The organism is Saccharolobus solfataricus (assembly GCF_900079115.1).
GTDB classification, from domain to species: Archaea; Thermoproteota; Thermoprotei_A; order Sulfolobales; family Sulfolobaceae; genus Saccharolobus; species Saccharolobus solfataricus.
Genome location: NZ_LT549890.1, coordinates 211,015 through 228,537, shown reverse-complemented (window position 1 = coordinate 228,537; position 17,523 = coordinate 211,015). Strand labels below are relative to the sequence as shown.

Genomic DNA, 17,523 nt, shown 5'->3' with positions numbered 1-17,523 from the left:
AAGGGCCCGTCGTCTAGCCTGGTTAGGACGTCGCCCTGACACGGCGGAGGTCCTGGGTTCAAATCCCAGCGGGCCCATGTTGTGGGGGATACCCTCACACCCCCACTGCTATCTTTCAATTTTTCGTATGTTTCAACCACGTCAGCTAAAGGACCAACATAAGTTTCCTTTACCTCACCGTTTATCGTTTCCAATTTATAGACATAATACTTCCCTTTTCTTTCCCTTATGATTACATCACCATTAGTAGTTTTAGGAAATTCCCTTATCATAAAAAGTCAAAATATTTATCCATGTATTTATAAATATCTTTCATTATACTTCTTAATATTATAGCTTATCAATAAACATTTTTCATCTAACCAGGAAAGATTTATTATATATTTTTAACGTAACGTAAAAGTGTAACGATTTTCCTATAAATGCTACACCATATTTATAACGCGTCTTCTCTTTCCGTTATTTTTATGCTCCATATTGCAGTTGCCGAGACGTGTTTATAAGCTATACAATTAGTAAAATTCTACCATAAAAATGCTAGAATTGAAAGGTAATCACAAAAATACTTAATTTTGTAATTTAACCAAGCTTTGATATTACATAATCCTTTAAGCAGTTTACACATAATATTACGAGAGTTTTACTTGTAACGAGTAACCAAACACAATATAATAACGAAATTAGAAATTCTACCAGATATTAACATTTTTACAGACCATTAACAATAGCTGAAACTTATTACCAGATAAATTATTAACCCATAAATGTGGTAAACAATTATAAGTGTCTTCAAATCAAACTAATAGGCTTCTATTGAAAGCTAGAAGAGTAGTTAAAGAGGGAAGATTTGTAAGTCTAACTCTCAATGATGCGCTGTTTAGAATATTTATTTACATTGGACGTAATAACGATTACATTCTTAACCTAAATTTCTGTAGTTGTTCCTTCTATATATTCAATGTAGTTCTAAGAGGCAAGTATGATTTTTGCTATCACGTTTTAGGTTTAAAATATGCATTAGAGAAGGATCAAATAACAAAGATAGAATTATATGCAGATGATTTCAAAGAAATACTGACTGAGATATACGCTTATGGAAAATCTTTAAAACTAAGAAGAATATTGAACAAAGTGGAGAGTTGACTTTGAACGATATACAGTTAGTATTTATATCCGGGATTTTGATATTGACATTTATAATAATTTATATAATACTAATGGAATTTCCAATAAAGCCTTCAACTACAAAAGACATTTATACGAAAAAGAGAAAAAGTAAAAATAAATAGTGGTCGAGTATGGGAGGAAAAAGACGAAAGAGAACTAAAATTATCAGGGTAAAGCCAAAGTTACCAAAAACCTTTGAGTGCCCTAGATGTGGAAAGGTTTCAGTTAGTGTAAAGATAAAGGATAATATCGCAACAATTACATGCGGGAGTTGTGGACTTTATACTGAAGTTGAAGTCCCTCCTGTATTCGATGAAGCAAATGCTTACTCGAAGTTCATAGACATGTATCTGGAAGGAAGATTACAAATAAAAGAGAGGACTAATGAGAATACTGAAGAAGAAAATGAAATTGAAGGGGAAAGTGAAGAAATATCTCATAGACAAGTTGAATGATAATGAGAAGTTACATTTTTCTCTCATAGATCCCTTTAAAATTAATTCTAGTGATGAACTTAAATATATTACTAAGAACTTATACAACGCTGGAACTGACGCATTTCTCATTGGAGGTACATTAGGTGTTTCTAAAGATAAATTAGATTTTGTTATATCCTTACTTGATGATTATGAAATACCAAAGATTATATTCCCTAGCAATATAAACCTATTATCTGAGAAAGCGGACGCATTGTTATTTATGTCACTATTAAACTCTGATGATATCTATTATATAATAGGGGCGCAAATAGTCGCTGCTCCGATCATTAAAATGTTACAAATGGAGGTAATACCAACTGCTTATGTAATAGTGGGACACGGAGGTACTGCAGCGCATATAGGTAAGGCCAGAGTAATACCTTATGATAATTTTGAGTTGGCAACTGCCTATACTTTAGCTGCGGAATATTTAGGAATGAGTTTCGTTTATCTCGAGGCCGGATCTGGAGCCCCAGAACCAATAAGGCCGGAAATGATATCTTTTATCAAAAATGCTTCCAGTATTCCGCTAATAGTAGGGGGTGGAATAAGAAGCGTAGAAGTTGCTTTAAAATTAGTCGAAGCTGGAGCAGATATAATTGTAACCGGAAATATAATTGAAAGCGACGTTAATAAGGCAATAAAAATAATAAGGGGAATAAAGAATAAATAATACAAAGAAAGGGAGTGATTTATAATGCCTTCCTCAAAGAAGAAAAAAGAAACTGTGCCAGTAATGTCAATGGCAGGGTTAATTAGATATTACGAAGAGGAAAACGAGAAGGTGAAGATAAGTCCTAAAATCGTAATAGGGGCAAGTTTAGCATTAACAATTATCGTTATAGTGATTACAAAACTATTTTAAAGATATAACAGAACATTATTTATGGGATCCCTAGCGGGGGTAACGGGGCAAACCCTGAGGAAACTCCGGCCTCCAACCCTTACAAGAACCCCGTAAGGGGTAGGGATAGAATCCCTGGCTACTACACAGAAACGAAGCCCTAATACTAGATAGATGATTGGACCTACTAGCAAGTAATTGCTAGTAGTACATGATAGATGAAAGTATTAGGGCTTGAAACGGTAGACCTCTTGGGAGCAAGTTGAAGGGGGATGAGCAAAGGGTTGACTCCTTATAGTACGCTTAGTCGAATCCCCTCAGTACAGAAGCCGGGTTATGCTAGGGATCCCTACTAATATATAACGGGAAAACTTGACTGTATTGAAATATACTAATCTAAATATAAAAGTATGTATGGATCTGGACATTAATATTATCTTAATATATGAAGTATTATGCCTTATCAATAAGATCTTGAAACGTTATAAAAGAGAAAAATTAATATTTAGGATAAAATATATTAATTATAATCTCTCTAAAAGCTAATGTTTGTACACTCCTCGTCATCCACATCGTTTTGGAAATCATTTAACTTCAGGATACCTTTATATATTCTTCTTTACAAAATCAATCATGGAAAGTACATTAATTGTCGCAAAGTTCTTATAGCTATATAAAATTAAAACTCTGTGGATAAAAGTGGCTAGTGCAATAGTCCTTATAAATACAGATGCTGGAGGAGAGGAAGAAGTATTCGAAAAGCTAAAAAACATGAATGAAGTAGTAGAAGCGTATGTAGTTTATGGAGTATATGATATTGTAATAAAAGTTGAAACTGAAAATATGGACAAACTTAAGAATTTTATCAGTAATTCTATTCGAAAGATACCAAAAGTAAGATCAACATTAACAATGATAATAATGGAGGGAAGAAGTGTAATAAAGAAATGAAATATGTAATAGGGATTGACGACCACGATTCCTACAAGTTTGGATGCACTACACATTTTTCTGTAATTCTAACCTCCTATTTATATAAAAATCATAGTACTATTTTATTAGACTTACCTTACCTAGTTAGATTAAACCCCAATATACCTTGGAAGACAAGAGGCAATGCGAGCATAAAACTTATTGTTGAGTTTAATGGAACAAAAAAAGAACTAGCAGATATAATTTTTTCATATTCTATTGAATACGTTAAAGATGTTTCACTAGCACTAGAGCATGGAAGAAAACCTGGAATAGCAATTATGGAATATGATAAATATATCACTTTATTCGACAAATTATACGATTTCTATATTAAGGGAATATCAGATATCATTCCTATTGACTATGCGAAAAAATTCGCTGAGAAAAACGATATAGAACTTAGAGGAGATAGAGGTATTATTGGAAGTATTGCTGGGCTAGGAATGAGTGGGGATTACACATATGAATTAATTACTTACAGGAAAAAAGAAAATTGGCTCAAAAAGAGAATGATAAATAAAGATTCAGTAAAGAGGGTTGATGAATCAACGTTTCCGTTAACATTTGCAAATTACGATTACATAAATGACACTCCCCTTATAACTCCACATGGAACTGATCCAATCCTATATGGAATTAGAGGAGCCTCCATACAACATCTAATTAAGGCTATGGAACTAATAGAGTCAAATGAGGATATTGATTTCTTTGCCATTTTTAAGACCAATCAAAGTACTGATATTCACTTCCAAAAAATCGGTAACCGTTTCTACCAGGAAACTAAGAAAGTTGTACAAGTAAAAAATGTAAGGATACTTGAAGGTGGAGATGTAATAGTTGAAACTACTGATAATGACATATTATTTGTGTATAAAGAAACTGGGGAGTTAAATAGTGCAGCTAAATTATTAAAAAAGGGTGACGAAATAGTAGCTTATGGAGCCGTAAAACCATCCATAGCTTATGGAAAGATCATAGAGCTGGAGAGGTTTGAAATATTAAAATTATACGATTTAGAGTTAGTCAATCCCAAATGTCCCAGATGTGGCGGATCTACAAACTCTCTAGGAAAAAATAAGGGATATAGATGTAAAAAGTGTAAATATATTATAAATACAACTAATAAGAGTACAAAAAATATAATGAGAAACTTATCATTAGGAATGTACCAAACTAGATCTTACAGACATCTTACTAAGCCTATATTCTTAGAACTAGAAAACAATAAACCAAGTTTTTATGAGGAGAGAAAGTTCCTAGAGATGTATAGATCAACATTATATAAGCTTGATTATCATCTATAGAAAGTGGACCGGCCGGGATTTGAACCCGGGACCTCTCGGGTGCAAACCGAGCACTCTTCCAGGCTGAGCTACCGGCCCCTCGAATAAAAATAAAGACAAGTATAGGTTAAAAATTTTACCCGTTTATATGCTTAGTTAATCTGTTGAAGATTTTTACTGATCTACTATTAACTTTCAATTATTGATTAGATGTCCAATTTAGGTTTATAATGCCTCTTAACTCTTAATGAAAATTCTACAAGTCCACAAAATACCATTTAAAAGCGAAGTGGGACCCATCTATTTCCTCTGGAAATTACTTAATCTAGCTAATTGAGATAAATAAGATAAACATTATACAAAAGGAATTGATAAGAAGACAATTCTAGGCTTATATCATATTAATAATTTTCCAAACGAAACAATGGGGTAGGTCTCTGGTAAACTTAATTTATATTTACCTTAAGTTCTCCAGTGGAAACAAAGGGGTTTTTTACTCCCCAGTTAAATAACATCCGTCTTAAAAGATGTATCAGTAAAAGTAAGTTAAGAGATGAGTGATATAATTGATGAGGTCATTTCTTCATTCAAGACATCAAGCATCTTCATAAATAGGGAATATTTGTTGCCTGATTATATCCCAGACGAGTTACCACATAGAGAGGATCAGATAAGAAAGATTGCAAGTATTTTAGCTCCATTATATAGGGAAGAGAAACCCAACAATATTTTCATATACGGTCTGACTGGGACGGGAAAGACAGCCGTAGTGAAGTTTGTTTTATCTAAATTACATAAGAAATTTCTTGGTAAATTTAAACATGTATATATTAATACTAGACAGATAGATACGCCATATAGGGTATTGGCTGATCTGTTGGAATCACTAGATGTAAAGGTTCCATTTACCGGGTTATCAATAGCCGAACTGTATAGACGATTGGTAAAAGCAGTGAGAGACTACGGTTCACAAGTCGTCATAGTTTTAGATGAGATTGATGCTTTCGTTAAAAAGTATAATGATGATATTCTATACAAATTAAGTAGGATTAATAGTGAGGTGAACAAGAGTAAGATATCTTTTATAGGAATAACTAATGATGTTAAGTTTGTAGATCTGTTAGATCCTAGAGTTAAAAGTAGTTTAAGTGAAGAGGAGATAATTTTCCCCCCTTATAATGCGGAAGAGTTAGAAGATATTTTGACAAAGAGAGCACAAATGGCATTCAAGCCTGGAGTTTTACCAGATAATGTAATTAAATTATGTGCTGCACTAGCTGCACGAGAGCATGGTGACGCGCGTAGAGCCTTGGATCTTTTAAGAGTTTCTGGTGAAATAGCTGAAAGAATGAAAGACACTAAGGTTAAAGAAGAGTATGTGTATATGGCTAAGGAAGAAATAGAGAGAGATCGAGTAAGAGATATTATATTAACTCTTCCTTTTCACTCTAAGTTAGTTCTTATGGCAGTTGTTTCTATATCCTCCGAAGAAAATGTAGTTTCAACTACTGGTGCTGTATATGAGACTTATCTGAACATTTGTAAGAAGTTAGGTGTAGAAGCTGTTACTCAAAGAAGAGTTAGTGATATTATAAATGAATTAGATATGGTAGGGATACTAACAGCCAAGGTTGTTAACCGGGGTAGATATGGCAAGACTAAGGAGATAGGTTTAGCTGTTGATAAGAATATAATTGTTAGATCTTTAATAGAAAGCGATAGTAGGTTTGCTGATCTCTGGAGTTGATGATGGTTACTTTCCATTATCGTATAAGGGAGGAAAAGGCAAAACTGCACTAGTTGTGGTTACTTTTTACGATTACGAGATTATTGATTTAGATTGGGGTTTCATAACTGTTGATGGAAATGATGCTACTAATGTTTTTAAACAGTTAAGAAAAGGTGATATTGTTATTTTAGATGGTGTGATATTTGCTGGTTTCAACTATATTGTACCTTATTCCGATAGGATGATTTTCTTTTATTCTAAGATGCCGAAAATAGATCTGATTAAAAAGACTCTTATGAAGCACTTCCAATCTGATACGGAAAGAGTAAGAGAGATACTCTATGTTTTAAATAATCTTAAACAGATTCCCACAAAGAGGGGAAACGTTTTTCTTTACTCTACAGTTGAATTAAGTCTTGCTAAATCAATTATAGAGAAATATCAAATTTATTCGAAAATACCGGAGGTGTTGAAGAGTGCTCATATAATCGCAAGTAGTTTGGGAAGGTTTTTAGCTCACTATAAGAAAAAAATATAAAAAATTTACTTATCTGTACCTACTATCTCTCTTAATCTTTGATCCCCTTTAATTTCTAAGATATATTTATATACTGGTTTTGGTACTAGCTCACTCCAATTGTCATTCAAGATTATAAGACGTCTAATATAAGTTGAGTTATATTTTTCTCTATTAAAAGCTGGAGGAATCTCTACTTTATATCCTGCTTCCTTGAATATTCTAACTACTAATGGATTTCTGGCGAATACAACTTCAAATTTAGGGGTATAAGTACTCACGTAGTGTGCCCAAATATTATTCATTAAAATATCTGGCATTGGTATTATATATATTCTAGATAAATCCATTCCAACATCCTTAAGGGAATTTCTTATCATTTCTACTCTTTCTCCTGCGGTAAAGGGATTGGTTACAGTGTGGCTTTCTTGCGAACTACCTACTAAAATTATTAACTCGTCTACTCTCTCTAAGCTCCACTTAATTACATTTAAATGACCTAGATGGAATGGCTGAAATCTTCCTGGATATAACCCTCTAGACAGATCTCATCACCTTCTCTAACGTTTAATTTATCTTTTGCACTCCCTTTATTAATTCCTATCTCGACCAGAAAATAACCGTTGAAGTAGATCAACAACTCGTTTTCCATTCCATAACCGAAGGTTTTCACGAATCTGCACTTATGTTTGGAGTTATTTACTTTTATCTCTATGTTTTCGTCATATTTGAAGTTGTTTAACAAAACTTCTTTGGGTATGCTAGTTGCTACATTTCCGAAATGATCTATGTAAAGTACCTTTCCACAAATTTCACTTTTTGATGGTTTATAGGTAAAATTTAATTTTGTAAGATCTTCGTATCTTACTTGGTTTCCGAATGTATCAATTTCTACTCCAATCGAGATAAAAGCAGCAGCTACGGAGAAGATATCTCTACCGTGGAAGGTATTTGAAATCGTTTTAGCTAAATATAACTTTTCGTTTTTTATCTCTATTATTTTTACTATTTCCTCAGAAGTTATGGCTGGATATAATACACCATTATCTGGTCCTATAAATACGTAGTTTTTTGTTTTTATTATTAAGGGTCTTCTACTAGTACCTACTCCTGGATCTATAACTACAAGAAATATCGTATTCCTAGGAAAATATTTATAAGAGGTATATAATAAATACGCACCTGCAATTAGATTAAAAGGTTTGCTATTTCCACTTATGTATGTGATTTTGGCCTCTGGGTTTATTTTCTTTATTACTGCCTCCATTACCCCGTTATAGTTATCGTTAAGCCCAAAGTCAGTAAGTATTGCTATTTGATTTGGAACTCGCCTCATATTTATCAATTAATAGCTCCAGATAAGATTTTGTCGTTAACTTTCCTTTTATCTTATATTTTCTAATAAAGTTGGAAGTATAGTTCTGGATCTCTTGATCGCTAATTTCATTAATAGCCTCTATTTCTATAAATTGACCTAAGTCCTTGACTAAATCTAATGACACAATAAATGATTTATCTAAGTAATTTATTCTAGTCTTTTTGATAGTTATAACGGGATAAAACCCTATTTTCCTCAGAAGTTCAATTGTTTTATTAAGGTCATTTACAGTTATAGATATTTCTTCTCTAGCCTTTAATGAGGAATGCAATTTAGGCCCTTTATATGTAAGCTCTATTCCCTTGTTGTTAATCCTTATTCTAACTGCTTCATCGGTTATTTTGAAATTTCGGTAAACATAATTAAAATAGACATCTTCTTGTTTTTCTACATCTAATAATTTCATATCCTTTCCTAATGATTCTCTTAACTCCTCTAATGATGGATACTCAACTACTATTTTAACCTCTTTTTCGATCATTATTCTCTGATGGAAAATCGCATAGCGAAGTATTTAAGTGCACATTACAATTTGTTTCAAATTTCTCCTAGCTATAAGGCTAAAAGGTTAGCATCTAAGTACAGATTTTTAGATTATATGATTGAGCGATATTTGAATATGTTTAGTACTGAAGAAGAATTAGAAGAATATTTAAATTCTTGTAGCTTTCCATTAAAAAAGAGCATTAGATGTAATACACTGAAAACTGATTGCAAAAAATTAGAAGAGATAATGTTAGAGAAAGGATTTGTTTTGGAAAAAGTTAAGTGGTTGCAGCATGGCTATGTAGTTAAAAGAACTCCACCTAAGCCATCTTTAGGTTCTACACTCGAGTATCTAATGGGATATTATCATATCCAAGGTCTAGCCTCTATGGTACCTGCATACGTTCTAAATCCTTCATATGATGATTTTGTTTTGGATATGGCTGCAGCACCAGGCGGAAAAACTACACAATTATCTCAAATTATGCAGAATAAAGGTTTGGTGATAGCAGTTGAGAAGAAGCGTAGTAGGATAAGAGCTCTTCTCAGTAACGTTAATAGGCTAGGTGCTGAAAACGTGGTGCTAATTAAAACTGATGCCTTAAATTTAATAAATATAAACAAATCTCAATTTGATAAAATATTATTAGATGCGCCTTGTAGTGGTGAAGGATTAATACAGAAGGACCCTACTAGACGATATAAAACCACAATGGACGACTTAAGGGATTTTGCGCACTTGCAGTTATCTCTAATTGAGATCGCATATGAACTCTTGAAAAAGGGAGGTTATATTGTTTATTCCACATGTAGTGTAGCACCAGAAGAGGACGAATTAATTGTTAATTTCGCTATCGAAGAATTAGGTATGAAGGCAATGAGTGTAGAAGGATATCCTGCCTCTAACGGATATATAGAGTATTATACTACTAGATTTAGTAACGATGTGAAGAATTGTTTAAGATTTTTCCCACATAAGCAAGGCACGGAGGGGTTTTTCTTATGCCTTTTAAAGAAGGAATAAGGATGAGTTTTAGTGAGGCTAGGATAGACGAAGTTAGATCTAAACTTGAGGTTATTTTCTCAAGATATAATTGTATGAATAAATTGAGTGAATTTATATGTAACAAGTCGTTCTATGAACTTAAAGGCAAATATAATCAGCTATTTATGCTTACTAATAATGTAGATAAGGATCGTCTACTAGAGTTCCTAAGTGGTCTATTAAGCAAAGGGCTTCATCCCTACTCTATCGGTATACCAATAATTATTTACGATATGTCTGAGATCTTGCCTACTTTAGCTTTTGGAAGATATTTAGCCGAGATATGTGAGAATAAACTAGTTATATTCAATTACAATTTAATCTATAAGATTATATATAAAAAACCTATATATATCAATTATGCATATAATTATAAAGATGTGATAATTGTAGATAAAATGAATAATTTTATAGCTTATGCAAAGGTTAAAAGTAAGAAGAGAGGAGTGCATGAGGTAATACCAGTTAAAGATATAGGATGGTATTTAAGGCGCGGAGGATAAATATAAAAATTAGAAAGTAGAGGTATTTTTCTAGTATAAGTGACTGGTGATAATAGATGTCAAATGAAGTTGAACAGAAAAAGAATATAAAAACCATTAACGATTTGCCTGGGATTAGTCAGACTGTAATTAATAAGCTAATCGAAGCGGGTTACTCTTCCTTAGAAACCTTAGCCGTTGCATCTCCACAAGATCTAAGTGTAGCAGCTGGCATTCCATTATCTACAGCACAAAAGATAATTAAAGAAGCGAGAGACGCATTAGATATAAGATTTAAGACGGCCCTGGAAGTCAAAAAGGAGAGAATGAACGTTAAGAAGATATCTACTGGTAGTCAAGCATTAGATGGTCTTTTAGCTGGAGGTATAGAAACTAGAACTATGACGGAATTCTTCGGTGAGTTTGGGTCTGGTAAAACACAGCTATGTCATCAGTTAAGTGTTAATGTACAACTACCACCAGAGAAAGGTGGCTTATCTGGTAAGGCAGTTTACATTGATACAGAAGGTACTTTCAGATGGGAAAGAATTGAAAATATGGCTAAGGCTCTAGGATTGGATATCGATAATGTTATGAATAACATATATTATATAAGAGCGATAAATACGGATCATCAGATAGCTATTGTTGATGACTTACAAGAGTTAGTTAGTAAAGACCCTTCAATTAAATTAATTGTTGTGGATTCTGTAACTTCTCATTTTAGGGCAGAGTATCCTGGAAGAGAAAATCTGGCCGTAAGGCAACAAAAGCTAAACAAGCACTTACACCAATTAACTAGACTTGCAGAGGTTTACGATATTGCAGTGATTATAACTAATCAAGTAATGGCTAGGCCAGATATGTTTTATGGAGACCCTACTGTGGCAGTTGGTGGTCATACTCTTTATCATGTACCGGGTATAAGAATTCAACTTAAGAAGAGTAGAGGAAATAGAAGAATAGCTAGAGTTGTCGATGCTCCACATTTGCCAGAAGGAGAAGTAGTGTTTGCATTAACTGAAGAAGGAATAAGGGATGCGGAAGAGTAAAAGTTAATATTTTATGTGTTATTATAGTCTATTTTACTTATGGATATTTTATGGGCACCATGGAGAGCTAAATATATTTCTGAAACTAGCAAGGTAAAACAAGATGAATGCTTATTTTGTAGAGTAATAAAAGAAGAAAATGACGAACAAAATTACATAGTATATAGAGGAAAACACGCTTTTATAATACTCAACGCTTTTCCCTATAATACCGCTCATGTGATGGTTGTTCCTTACAGACACGTCCCTTCAGTTGAGCTTTTAAGTAATGATGAGGCATTAGACATATTTACTTTATCTACTATTGCAATAAGAGCTATAAGAGATATTTATGCTCCAGACGGTTTTAATATAGGCGTAAACATAGGTAGAGTGGCAGGAGCAGGTATAGAATCTCATATTCACGTTCATATCGTGCCGAGATGGAATGGTGATTCCAATTTTATGCCGGTCATTTTTAACACTAAGGTCATGCCAGAAACACTCAGCGATACGTTTAAAAAATTAAATACAAAAGTTAATGAGATTATGAAGAAGCCCTCGAGATCTGAGTAATTGATGAAGGCAGGGTTTTACAGATGAATTACTTAGAATATTTTGATAGAATTAGACTAGCAAAAGAGAAAATAGAAAAATATGTGCATATTACTCCAATAGATTATTCTACAACGTTTTCCAGAATTATAAACGCAAAAGTTTATCTTAAGTTGGAAAATCTACAGAAAACTGGATCATTCAAAGTTAGAGGTGCCTTTAATAAGTTATTATCTTTAAAGGAGGAAGAAAAAAAGAATGGCGTTATTGCAGTTTCAGCAGGTAATCATGCTCAAGGAGTTGCTTATGCAGCCTCCACGTTAAATATCAAATCGACTATAGTGATGCCAGAAACAGCTCCAGCTTCCAAGTATTTAGCTACAAAATCCTATGGGGCAGAAGTAGTTCTTTATGGTAAGTACTTGCATGAGAGTATGAAGAAAGCGGAAGAATTGATTCAAAATACTGGTTTAATATTTGTTCATCCTTATAGTGATTTAGATGTGATAACGGGTCAAGGTACCATAGGATTAGAATTGTATGATATCGAACCAGATTACGTAATTATTCCAATAGGGGGTGGAGGATTGATTTCTGGTATAAGTATAGCTTTAAAGTATAGATTCCCAAACGTCAAGATAATAGGCGTTCAGTCTTCTTCTTCTCCTTCAATGAAGGTTTCTAAGGATCTTGGGAGGCTTGTAGAAATAGAGCCTAGTTATTCCATAGCTGATGGCATATTGGTTAAGTCTCCTTCTGAATTAACCTTTAGTATAATTAATGAGTTAGTAGATGATATAGTATTAGTGGATGATGAAGAAATAGCTGAGGCAATAGTTTTACTACTTGAAAGAAGTAAAACGCTAGCAGAAGGAGCAGGAGCTGCAGCATTAGCGTCACTAATTTCAGGGAAGGTTAAAGTAAATGGAATAGACAAAAAAGTAATTTCATTAGTAAGTGGGGGAAATATTGACTTATCATTATTGTCTACTCTAACAGAGAAGTTTTTATATAGACAAAAAAGGGTAGTCAAAGTGAGGGTAATAGTTCCAGATAAGCCAGGACAGTTAAATAAAGTATTAAGCTATGTAGTTAAGATCAGAGGTAATATAATAGATATTGTTCATGATAGGCACAGTAGTGATGTATTGCCTGGATACACTAAAATATATATAACTTTCGAGCTTCAGTCTTCAGAGGCTATTACCTTACTTCTGACAAATCTGGCAAACGAGGGAATAGACGTGAAAATTGTAGAATAGTTTATAAGTCTTCTATGTAGAGATTTAGGTGGTAGATGCGGATGGAATTTATTATTTAGGTCCAGAGGGAAGTTTTACACACGAAGCAGCTAGTTTGTTTAAAGGAAAAGATCTTAAGGCAGAATCAACGATATCTTTAGTATTTAAGAGAGTTTATGAAAGAGAAAGTTCAATAGGCATAGTTCCCATAGAAAATAGCCTCGAAGGACCAGTAAATGAAACGCTTGATAATCTCTACAATTATGATAATATATATGTTATAGGCGAGATTGAGAAAAAGATAGAACTAGTTCTAGCAGCAAGAAGTGATAATTTGAGTCAGATTAAGAGAATATACTCGCATCCTCACGCATTTAACGAAGCTAGAGAAAAGTTAAAGGAATTAGGCTTTAATGAATATATACCTGTAGAAAGCACTTCAAAAGCAGCAAAGATTGTGTCTCAAGATTCAGAGGCAGCAGCTATTTGTTCTAATTTTGCAGCCAAACTTTATAATTTGAAAGTTCTCATTACTATTAGCTCACATAATAACTATACTAGATTCATAGTTCTATCTAAGGAAATGAACTCTAATGGAAATAAGTCCATGATATTATTTACTGTTCCTCATAAACCTGGTGCTCTTTATAAAGTTCTTCAAGTATTTTATGAGTACAACATAAATATTTCGATGATCTATTCTAGACCACTGAAATCTATACCTTGGCAATATTATTTTTATTTAGAGTATGAAGGCGGTATCTCAAATCGTGAGTTTATTGAAAAGCTAGTTAAATCCACATCTGTATTAAAAATAAAAGGATCTTTCTCTAAGCTAAATAACGATCCCGGGTTTTAGATTCTCTAGGCTAAATAGTATCATGTAACTTCTTGAATTTGTTTCTTTTGAAATCTCTTTTGCTACGTTTCTTATAGTCTCTTTCTTGCTCGCATGTATCATACTATAGCATAAATATTTCCAGTTTTCATCATTAGATTCTCTAAGTACTACGTGCGTAGCTTCTGGAATGTTTAAAGCTAGTTTTTCACAAGCTTGTTCTACATTACTAGTATCTAGTAGAACCATGCCGTTTTCAACTATTCCTATTTTCTCTCCATTAAGCGTTGCTCCATAATCTTTAATTACATTTTTATCATATAATTCCTTAATTAATTCGACCAATTCATCTTCTTTCATTTTGTATTTTTCCGCTATTTCTTTAAATGGTCTTTGTGAGATTTTTAGTGGATAAGATAACTCGGTTAGTAGTTGTTTGTTTATCCCTAATTCTTCAGCAGTAGGAACTTTACTAAGACTCCTTATGGTATTATTAGGACTCCATGATACACCTCTTATAACATCGTATTTTACGCTTAATTTCAATGTTTTTTTAGAATATAATATAACATAATCATTACTCTCTACATGACTAAGTAATTCTTTAACATTCTCGTTTAATGTATCTCTATCATTTGCCTTTAAAACAAACCATATGTTAAACTTTGGATGATCTCTAACATAATTGTGAGTTAATTCTCTGATTCCTAGTGCAATCTTTCTAAACTTTTCTATTTTATCTTGAGGTATACGTGCTGCAATTAACGCCCCATCCATTCCTTTTGCTCTAAAACTAACATACATACCTATTCTTTTGATTATACCATCTTCCAATAATTTTTTAACTCTATTTAATAATTCCTCCTCAGATATTTTTAAACCGTCGCTAATAATATTAAAAGGTTGAGGATCAAAGGGAAATTCGTACTCTAGTTTCATTAATATTTCCTTATCAATATCTGAAATTTCGACTAAATTCATAATTTAAAAAGTGATAACGTGATATATTAATCTAACCCTAGTTTTATAGCGATACCTCTAGCAGCTAGTATTCCAGTTGCCGCAGCGACATTTATCCCCCTAGAAAGTCCAGTTCCATCACCGGCTGCAAATAGATTATCAACCACAGTTTCCATGTTATTATCCACAACAGCCCTAACGCTATAATATTTTATTTCTGGTGCATATAACAGCGTATTAGAAGAGAATATACCTGGTGCTATGCTATCTAACCTTTCTAAACCATCTATTAGATTATCTACTACCCTATAAGGAAGTCCCATGCTTATGTCTCCCGGTGTCACATCTCTTAGAGTGGGTTTTACAGTGGATCTATTTATTCTCTCCCATGTGCTCCTTCTTCCTTTTTGAAAATCTATAAGTCTCTGTAATATTGGTTTACCGCCACCTAGTCTAGTCATTAGTCTAGCTATACTTTTACCGTATTCTATAGTATCCTCAAGTGGATCTGAAAGCTTAATAGTTGTTAAGAATGCGAAATTAGTATTATTACTCTTTTTATCGACATAGGTTTCTCCATTAACTCCAATAGTTCCATCATCATAAACCTCTTTCATAATATATCCTCTTGGGTTAACACAGAACGTTCTTACTTTATCATCATATCTCTTAGAGTATAGTATAACCTTAGGATCCCACACAGCTTCTGTAAGTTCGTCAAATACAAACGACTCTGTTTCTACTCTGACTCCTATATCTAACGGTCCTGGTATGGTATCTACTCCTAATTTTTTAGATTGTTCATAGAACCATTTAGCCCCGGCTCTACCTGGAGCTACGAGGACTATTCTAGATTCTATTTCGCCTCTTGAAGTTTTGAGAAAGAATTTGTTCCCCTTCTTTTCTATGTCTATAACCTCAGTTAGCTCACCAATTTTTATTCCCCTCTTCTCGACATAGTTTACAATATTCTCTATTATTAGTGGTGTTTTATCAGTTCCCATATGCCTTTGTCTAATTGGAACGAACTCAGCACCTACTTTTGCAGCTCTTCTTTGTATCTCTCTGACTTTTTCCATATTTGGTTCGAATACTCTGTCCTTCGGCGCTCCAAATTTTACAAAAATATCGTCAACGTAATTTATTAATTCTTGTGCCTTATCCCAACTTCTCGTTATTTCATGTAATTCTCCTCCAATATCTGGCCTTAGGTTTATTATTCCACTACTGAACGTTCCCGCTCCTCCAAAACCATACATGATATGGCATGGATCACAAAATGTACATTTCTCTTTTGGTGATAGAAGTGGGCAAGTTCTTTTACTTGCTCTGGCTCCCTTATCGACTAACAGTATCTTATAGTTAGAGACGTTATCTTTAGCTAAACCCGCTAGTTCATATGCAGCAAATAGCCCTGCAGGCCCTCCTCCAATTATTACAACATCATAAGAGCTCATCTACCCCACCTCCTCTCTGAGATCTATCATGTCATATGCGTCCTCTCCAGTTCCAATAAGCCCAATAGGCGTTTTTAGCTCTTCTTCTAATTCATCTAGCCACTTCCTAGCCTCAGCAGGTAATTTTTCATATTCTCTTACTCTATATGCGTCCTTAAATAAGGTGTCTAGTTTAGTTATCGCAACTATTGTAGCTGAATTTATTCTGATTGCTTCCCTAGCAAGTTTAACGTTAAATGGCGCTACTCTTCTTAATCTTCCAGTTACGGTACCATATTCCGTTAAACCGAGTTTTTTTGCATCTTCTTCTGTTAACTCACCTTCCAGTGGACCTTTTCCTACTCTGGTAACGTAACTCTTGAAGGTAATTATTATGTGATCCACATATTTTGGTCCTATTCCAGCCTCGCTTAATACCCCTGATGCAGTAGTGTTTCTACTAGTTACGTATGGATATTCGCCATGGTACAGACTTAAATAGTGTCCTTGCGTTCCTTCTATAAGAATATTATGACCATTATCTAAGTAATCCAATATTTTATTAGGAACATCTATGATAAACTTTTCAAGTTCTTTATAATCTTTTGCTAACTTTAATTTTCTTAATATTCTTTTGCTCTCTGCATAACCGACGCCTTGGCCAGTGCTTCCAATTACATTCATAAGATAAGGGTCGTTTTTCTCATCTCTTATCTCATCTTCGGTTATAATTCCAACATGAGAATCAATATATAATCTATCATAAGTTTCTGTTTCCCTCATCTCTTTAAATAGGGCGTCTAACGATGTGAGCGCCCCAGGACCTAGAGCTAATTCGGTAGATTTATTTATAAATGCAGATGGGATGATCCTTAGCTTCCATATCCTCCCTGAATATGTAACGGTATGCCCGGCATTAATAGATCCCGTCCTCACGCTTAATTTTGGTCTATCTTTAATACCCAAATATGCCGCTACTTTTCCCTTTCCTTCATCACCAAAAAATCCTCCAATAATTAATTCTAGCATTAAACACCGTTTTGTATACCTCTACTTTATCTTATTTAAGTATATCTA

General features: G+C 33.6%; 20 protein-coding genes, 2 tRNA genes, 1 other RNA gene and 1 pseudogene. 16 read left to right on the top strand and 8 right to left on the bottom strand.

Translation table 11 applies throughout. From position 1 onward, the window contains the following. Window positions 1-2: 2 nt before the first annotated feature. Window positions 3-77: transfer RNA gene (locus tag SSOP1_RS01320), tRNA-Val, on the top strand. 21 nt (window positions 78-98) lie between these two features. On the opposite strand, the pseudogene SSOP1_RS16035 reads toward SSOP1_RS01320, so the two are convergent. Then, window positions 99-272, bottom strand: a pseudogene (locus SSOP1_RS16035) (putative integrase); the annotation flags it as partial. 511 nt (window positions 273-783) lie between these two features. On the opposite strand from SSOP1_RS16035, the gene SSOP1_RS01315 reads away from it, so the two are divergent. The 7 genes from SSOP1_RS01315 (at window position 784) to SSOP1_RS01285 (ending at window position 4,769) form a co-directional block, all read left to right on the top strand. Beyond that, window positions 784-1,143, top strand: a complete 360-nt coding sequence (locus SSOP1_RS01315; RefSeq protein ID WP_009990533.1) for an SWIM zinc finger family protein — start codon at window positions 784-786, stop codon at window positions 1,141-1,143. Window positions 1,144-1,298: 155 nt separating this feature from the next. Beyond that, a complete protein-coding gene (locus SSOP1_RS01310; protein WP_009990531.1) occupies window positions 1,299-1,622 on the top strand; it encodes a transcriptional regulator in 324 nt (107 codons plus the stop codon). Continuing rightward, window positions 1,573-2,319 carry a phosphoglycerol geranylgeranyltransferase gene (locus SSOP1_RS01305; protein ID WP_014511517.1) on the top strand — a complete coding sequence of 249 codons (747 nt, stop codon included), beginning with the start codon at window positions 1,573-1,575 and terminating at the stop codon, window positions 2,317-2,319. Before SSOP1_RS01310 ends, SSOP1_RS01305 begins: the two co-directional genes overlap by 50 nt. 24 nt (window positions 2,320-2,343) lie before the next feature. Next, the gene (locus SSOP1_RS01300) at window positions 2,344-2,511 is read left to right on the top strand and encodes a preprotein translocase subunit Sec61beta (RefSeq protein ID WP_009990527.1); all 168 of its coding nucleotides are present in this window, start codon (window positions 2,344-2,346) and stop codon (window positions 2,509-2,511) included. A 24-nt stretch (window positions 2,512-2,535) separates the two neighbouring features. After that, an RNA gene (rnpB, locus tag SSOP1_RS01295) (RNase P RNA component) lies at window positions 2,536-2,839 on the top strand. Window positions 2,840-3,189: 350 nt separating this feature from the next. Further along, window positions 3,190-3,441: an Lrp/AsnC ligand binding domain-containing protein gene (locus SSOP1_RS01290; RefSeq protein ID WP_009990524.1), complete on the top strand. Its 252-nt coding sequence runs from the start codon at window positions 3,190-3,192 to the stop codon at window positions 3,439-3,441. Beyond that, complete coding sequence (locus SSOP1_RS01285; RefSeq protein WP_009990523.1) at window positions 3,438-4,769, top strand: tRNA(Ile)(2)-agmatinylcytidine synthase; 1,332 nt, start codon at window positions 3,438-3,440, stop codon at window positions 4,767-4,769. Before SSOP1_RS01290 ends, SSOP1_RS01285 begins: the two co-directional genes overlap by 4 nt. Before the next feature lie 4 nt (window positions 4,770-4,773). On the opposite strand, the gene SSOP1_RS01280 is transcribed toward SSOP1_RS01285, so the two are convergent. Beyond that, window positions 4,774-4,847: transfer RNA gene (locus SSOP1_RS01280), tRNA-Ala, on the bottom strand. 454 nt (window positions 4,848-5,301) lie between these two features. Here SSOP1_RS01280 and SSOP1_RS01275 point away from each other — a divergent pair. Both SSOP1_RS01275 and SSOP1_RS01270 read left to right on the top strand, forming a co-directional pair. Beyond that, entirely contained in the window at window positions 5,302-6,495 is a 1,194-nt protein-coding gene (locus tag SSOP1_RS01275; RefSeq protein ID WP_009990521.1) for a Cdc6/Cdc18 family protein, read from the top strand. Continuing rightward, the gene (locus SSOP1_RS01270; protein WP_009990520.1) at window positions 6,476-7,015 is read left to right on the top strand and encodes an endonuclease dU; all 540 of its coding nucleotides are present in this window, start codon (window positions 6,476-6,478) and stop codon (window positions 7,013-7,015) included. Before SSOP1_RS01275 ends, SSOP1_RS01270 begins: the two co-directional genes overlap by 20 nt. A 5-nt stretch (window positions 7,016-7,020) precedes the next feature. Here SSOP1_RS01270 and SSOP1_RS01265 read toward each other — a convergent pair whose 3' ends face one another. Genes SSOP1_RS01265 through cyaB form a run of 3 tightly spaced genes read right to left on the bottom strand, consistent with a single transcriptional unit; the run spans window position 7,021 to window position 8,853 of the window. Beyond that, window positions 7,021-7,539, bottom strand: coding sequence for a nicotinamide-nucleotide adenylyltransferase (locus tag SSOP1_RS01265; RefSeq protein WP_014511516.1), 519 nt, complete (start codon window positions 7,537-7,539; stop codon window positions 7,021-7,023). Continuing rightward, complete coding sequence (locus SSOP1_RS01260) at window positions 7,494-8,330, bottom strand: SAM hydrolase/SAM-dependent halogenase family protein (protein ID WP_009990518.1); 837 nt, start codon at window positions 8,328-8,330, stop codon at window positions 7,494-7,496. The genes SSOP1_RS01265 and SSOP1_RS01260 overlap by 46 nt, the downstream gene beginning before the upstream one ends. Next, a complete protein-coding gene (gene cyaB / locus SSOP1_RS01255) occupies window positions 8,293-8,853 on the bottom strand; it encodes a class IV adenylate cyclase (protein ID WP_009990516.1) in 561 nt (186 codons plus the stop codon). The genes SSOP1_RS01260 and cyaB overlap by 38 nt, the downstream gene beginning before the upstream one ends. Window positions 8,854-8,862: 9 nt before the next feature. Between cyaB and SSOP1_RS01250 the strand changes: the two genes are divergently transcribed. From SSOP1_RS01250 to SSOP1_RS01225, 6 genes are read left to right on the top strand one after another with little or no spacing between them, the layout of a single operon-like run. After that, window positions 8,863-9,882 (top strand): RsmB/NOP family class I SAM-dependent RNA methyltransferase, encoded by a 1,020-nt coding sequence (locus tag SSOP1_RS01250; RefSeq protein ID WP_009990515.1) that lies wholly within the window; start codon window positions 8,863-8,865, stop codon window positions 9,880-9,882. Continuing rightward, on the top strand, window positions 9,861-10,406 hold the full coding sequence (locus tag SSOP1_RS01245) for a hypothetical protein (protein ID WP_009990513.1): 546 nt from the start codon (window positions 9,861-9,863) through the stop codon (window positions 10,404-10,406). The genes SSOP1_RS01250 and SSOP1_RS01245 overlap by 22 nt, the downstream gene beginning before the upstream one ends. A 56-nt stretch (window positions 10,407-10,462) precedes the next feature. Then, entirely contained in the window at window positions 10,463-11,437 is a 975-nt protein-coding gene (gene radA / locus SSOP1_RS01240; RefSeq protein ID WP_009990512.1) for a DNA repair and recombination protein RadA, read from the top strand. 39 nt (window positions 11,438-11,476) lie between these two features. Continuing rightward, window positions 11,477-11,992 (top strand): HIT family protein, encoded by a 516-nt coding sequence (locus tag SSOP1_RS01235; RefSeq protein WP_009990510.1) that lies wholly within the window; start codon window positions 11,477-11,479, stop codon window positions 11,990-11,992. A gap of 23 nt (window positions 11,993-12,015) precedes the next feature. Further along, window positions 12,016-13,233 carry a threonine ammonia-lyase gene (gene ilvA / locus SSOP1_RS01230; RefSeq protein ID WP_009990508.1) on the top strand — a complete coding sequence of 406 codons (1,218 nt, stop codon included), beginning with the start codon at window positions 12,016-12,018 and terminating at the stop codon, window positions 13,231-13,233. Window positions 13,234-13,261: 28 nt separating this feature from the next. Further along, window positions 13,262-14,071 carry a prephenate dehydratase gene (locus SSOP1_RS01225; protein WP_009990505.1) on the top strand — a complete coding sequence of 270 codons (810 nt, stop codon included), beginning with the start codon at window positions 13,262-13,264 and terminating at the stop codon, window positions 14,069-14,071. On the opposite strand, the gene SSOP1_RS01220 is transcribed toward SSOP1_RS01225, so the two are convergent. Genes SSOP1_RS01220 through SSOP1_RS01210 form a run of 3 tightly spaced genes read right to left on the bottom strand, consistent with a single transcriptional unit; the run spans window position 14,048 to window position 17,475 of the window. Next, entirely contained in the window at window positions 14,048-15,031 is a 984-nt protein-coding gene (locus tag SSOP1_RS01220; RefSeq protein WP_009990502.1) for an Lrp/AsnC family transcriptional regulator, read from the bottom strand. The two genes, SSOP1_RS01225 and SSOP1_RS01220, sit on opposite strands and share 24 nt — an antisense overlap. Window positions 15,032-15,057: 26 nt before the next feature. Beyond that, complete coding sequence (locus tag SSOP1_RS01215) at window positions 15,058-16,467, bottom strand: NAD(P)/FAD-dependent oxidoreductase (RefSeq protein WP_009990501.1); 1,410 nt, start codon at window positions 16,465-16,467, stop codon at window positions 15,058-15,060. Beyond that, a complete protein-coding gene (locus tag SSOP1_RS01210) occupies window positions 16,468-17,475 on the bottom strand; it encodes an adenylosuccinate synthetase (RefSeq protein ID WP_009990500.1) in 1,008 nt (335 codons plus the stop codon). Between the last annotated feature and the right edge of the window lie 48 nt (window positions 17,476-17,523).

Bases quoted from the DNA above. Each gene is read 5' to 3' on its own strand.
- SSOP1_RS01220 (WP_009990502.1), bottom strand. From the start codon at position 15,031: ATGAATTTAGTCGAAATTTCAGATATTGATAAGGAAATATTAATGAAA.
- SSOP1_RS01235 (WP_009990510.1), top strand. From the start codon at position 11,477: ATGGATATTTTATGGGCACCATGGAGAGCTAAATATATTTCTGAAACT.
- SSOP1_RS01310 (WP_009990531.1), top strand. From the start codon at position 1,299: ATGGGAGGAAAAAGACGAAAGAGAACTAAAATTATCAGGGTAAAGCCA.
- SSOP1_RS01245 (WP_009990513.1), top strand. From the start codon at position 9,861: ATGCCTTTTAAAGAAGGAATAAGGATGAGTTTTAGTGAGGCTAGGATA.
- SSOP1_RS01210 (WP_009990500.1), bottom strand. From the start codon at position 17,475: ATGCTAGAATTAATTATTGGAGGATTTTTTGGTGATGAAGGAAAGGGA.
- SSOP1_RS01250 (WP_009990515.1), top strand. From the start codon at position 8,863: ATGGAAAATCGCATAGCGAAGTATTTAAGTGCACATTACAATTTGTTT.
- SSOP1_RS01285 (WP_009990523.1), top strand. From the start codon at position 3,438: ATGAAATATGTAATAGGGATTGACGACCACGATTCCTACAAGTTTGGA.
- SSOP1_RS01305 (WP_014511517.1), top strand. From the start codon at position 1,573: ATGAAATTGAAGGGGAAAGTGAAGAAATATCTCATAGACAAGTTGAAT.
- SSOP1_RS01300 (WP_009990527.1), top strand. From the start codon at position 2,344: ATGCCTTCCTCAAAGAAGAAAAAAGAAACTGTGCCAGTAATGTCAATG.
- SSOP1_RS01215 (WP_009990501.1), bottom strand. From the start codon at position 16,467: ATGAGCTCTTATGATGTTGTAATAATTGGAGGAGGGCCTGCAGGGCTA.
- cyaB (WP_009990516.1), bottom strand. From the start codon at position 8,853: ATGATCGAAAAAGAGGTTAAAATAGTAGTTGAGTATCCATCATTAGAG.
- SSOP1_RS01260 (WP_009990518.1), bottom strand. From the start codon at position 8,330: ATGAGGCGAGTTCCAAATCAAATAGCAATACTTACTGACTTTGGGCTT.
- radA (WP_009990512.1), top strand. From the start codon at position 10,463: ATGTCAAATGAAGTTGAACAGAAAAAGAATATAAAAACCATTAACGAT.
- SSOP1_RS01275 (WP_009990521.1), top strand. From the start codon at position 5,302: ATGAGTGATATAATTGATGAGGTCATTTCTTCATTCAAGACATCAAGC.
- ilvA (WP_009990508.1), top strand. From the start codon at position 12,016: ATGAATTACTTAGAATATTTTGATAGAATTAGACTAGCAAAAGAGAAA.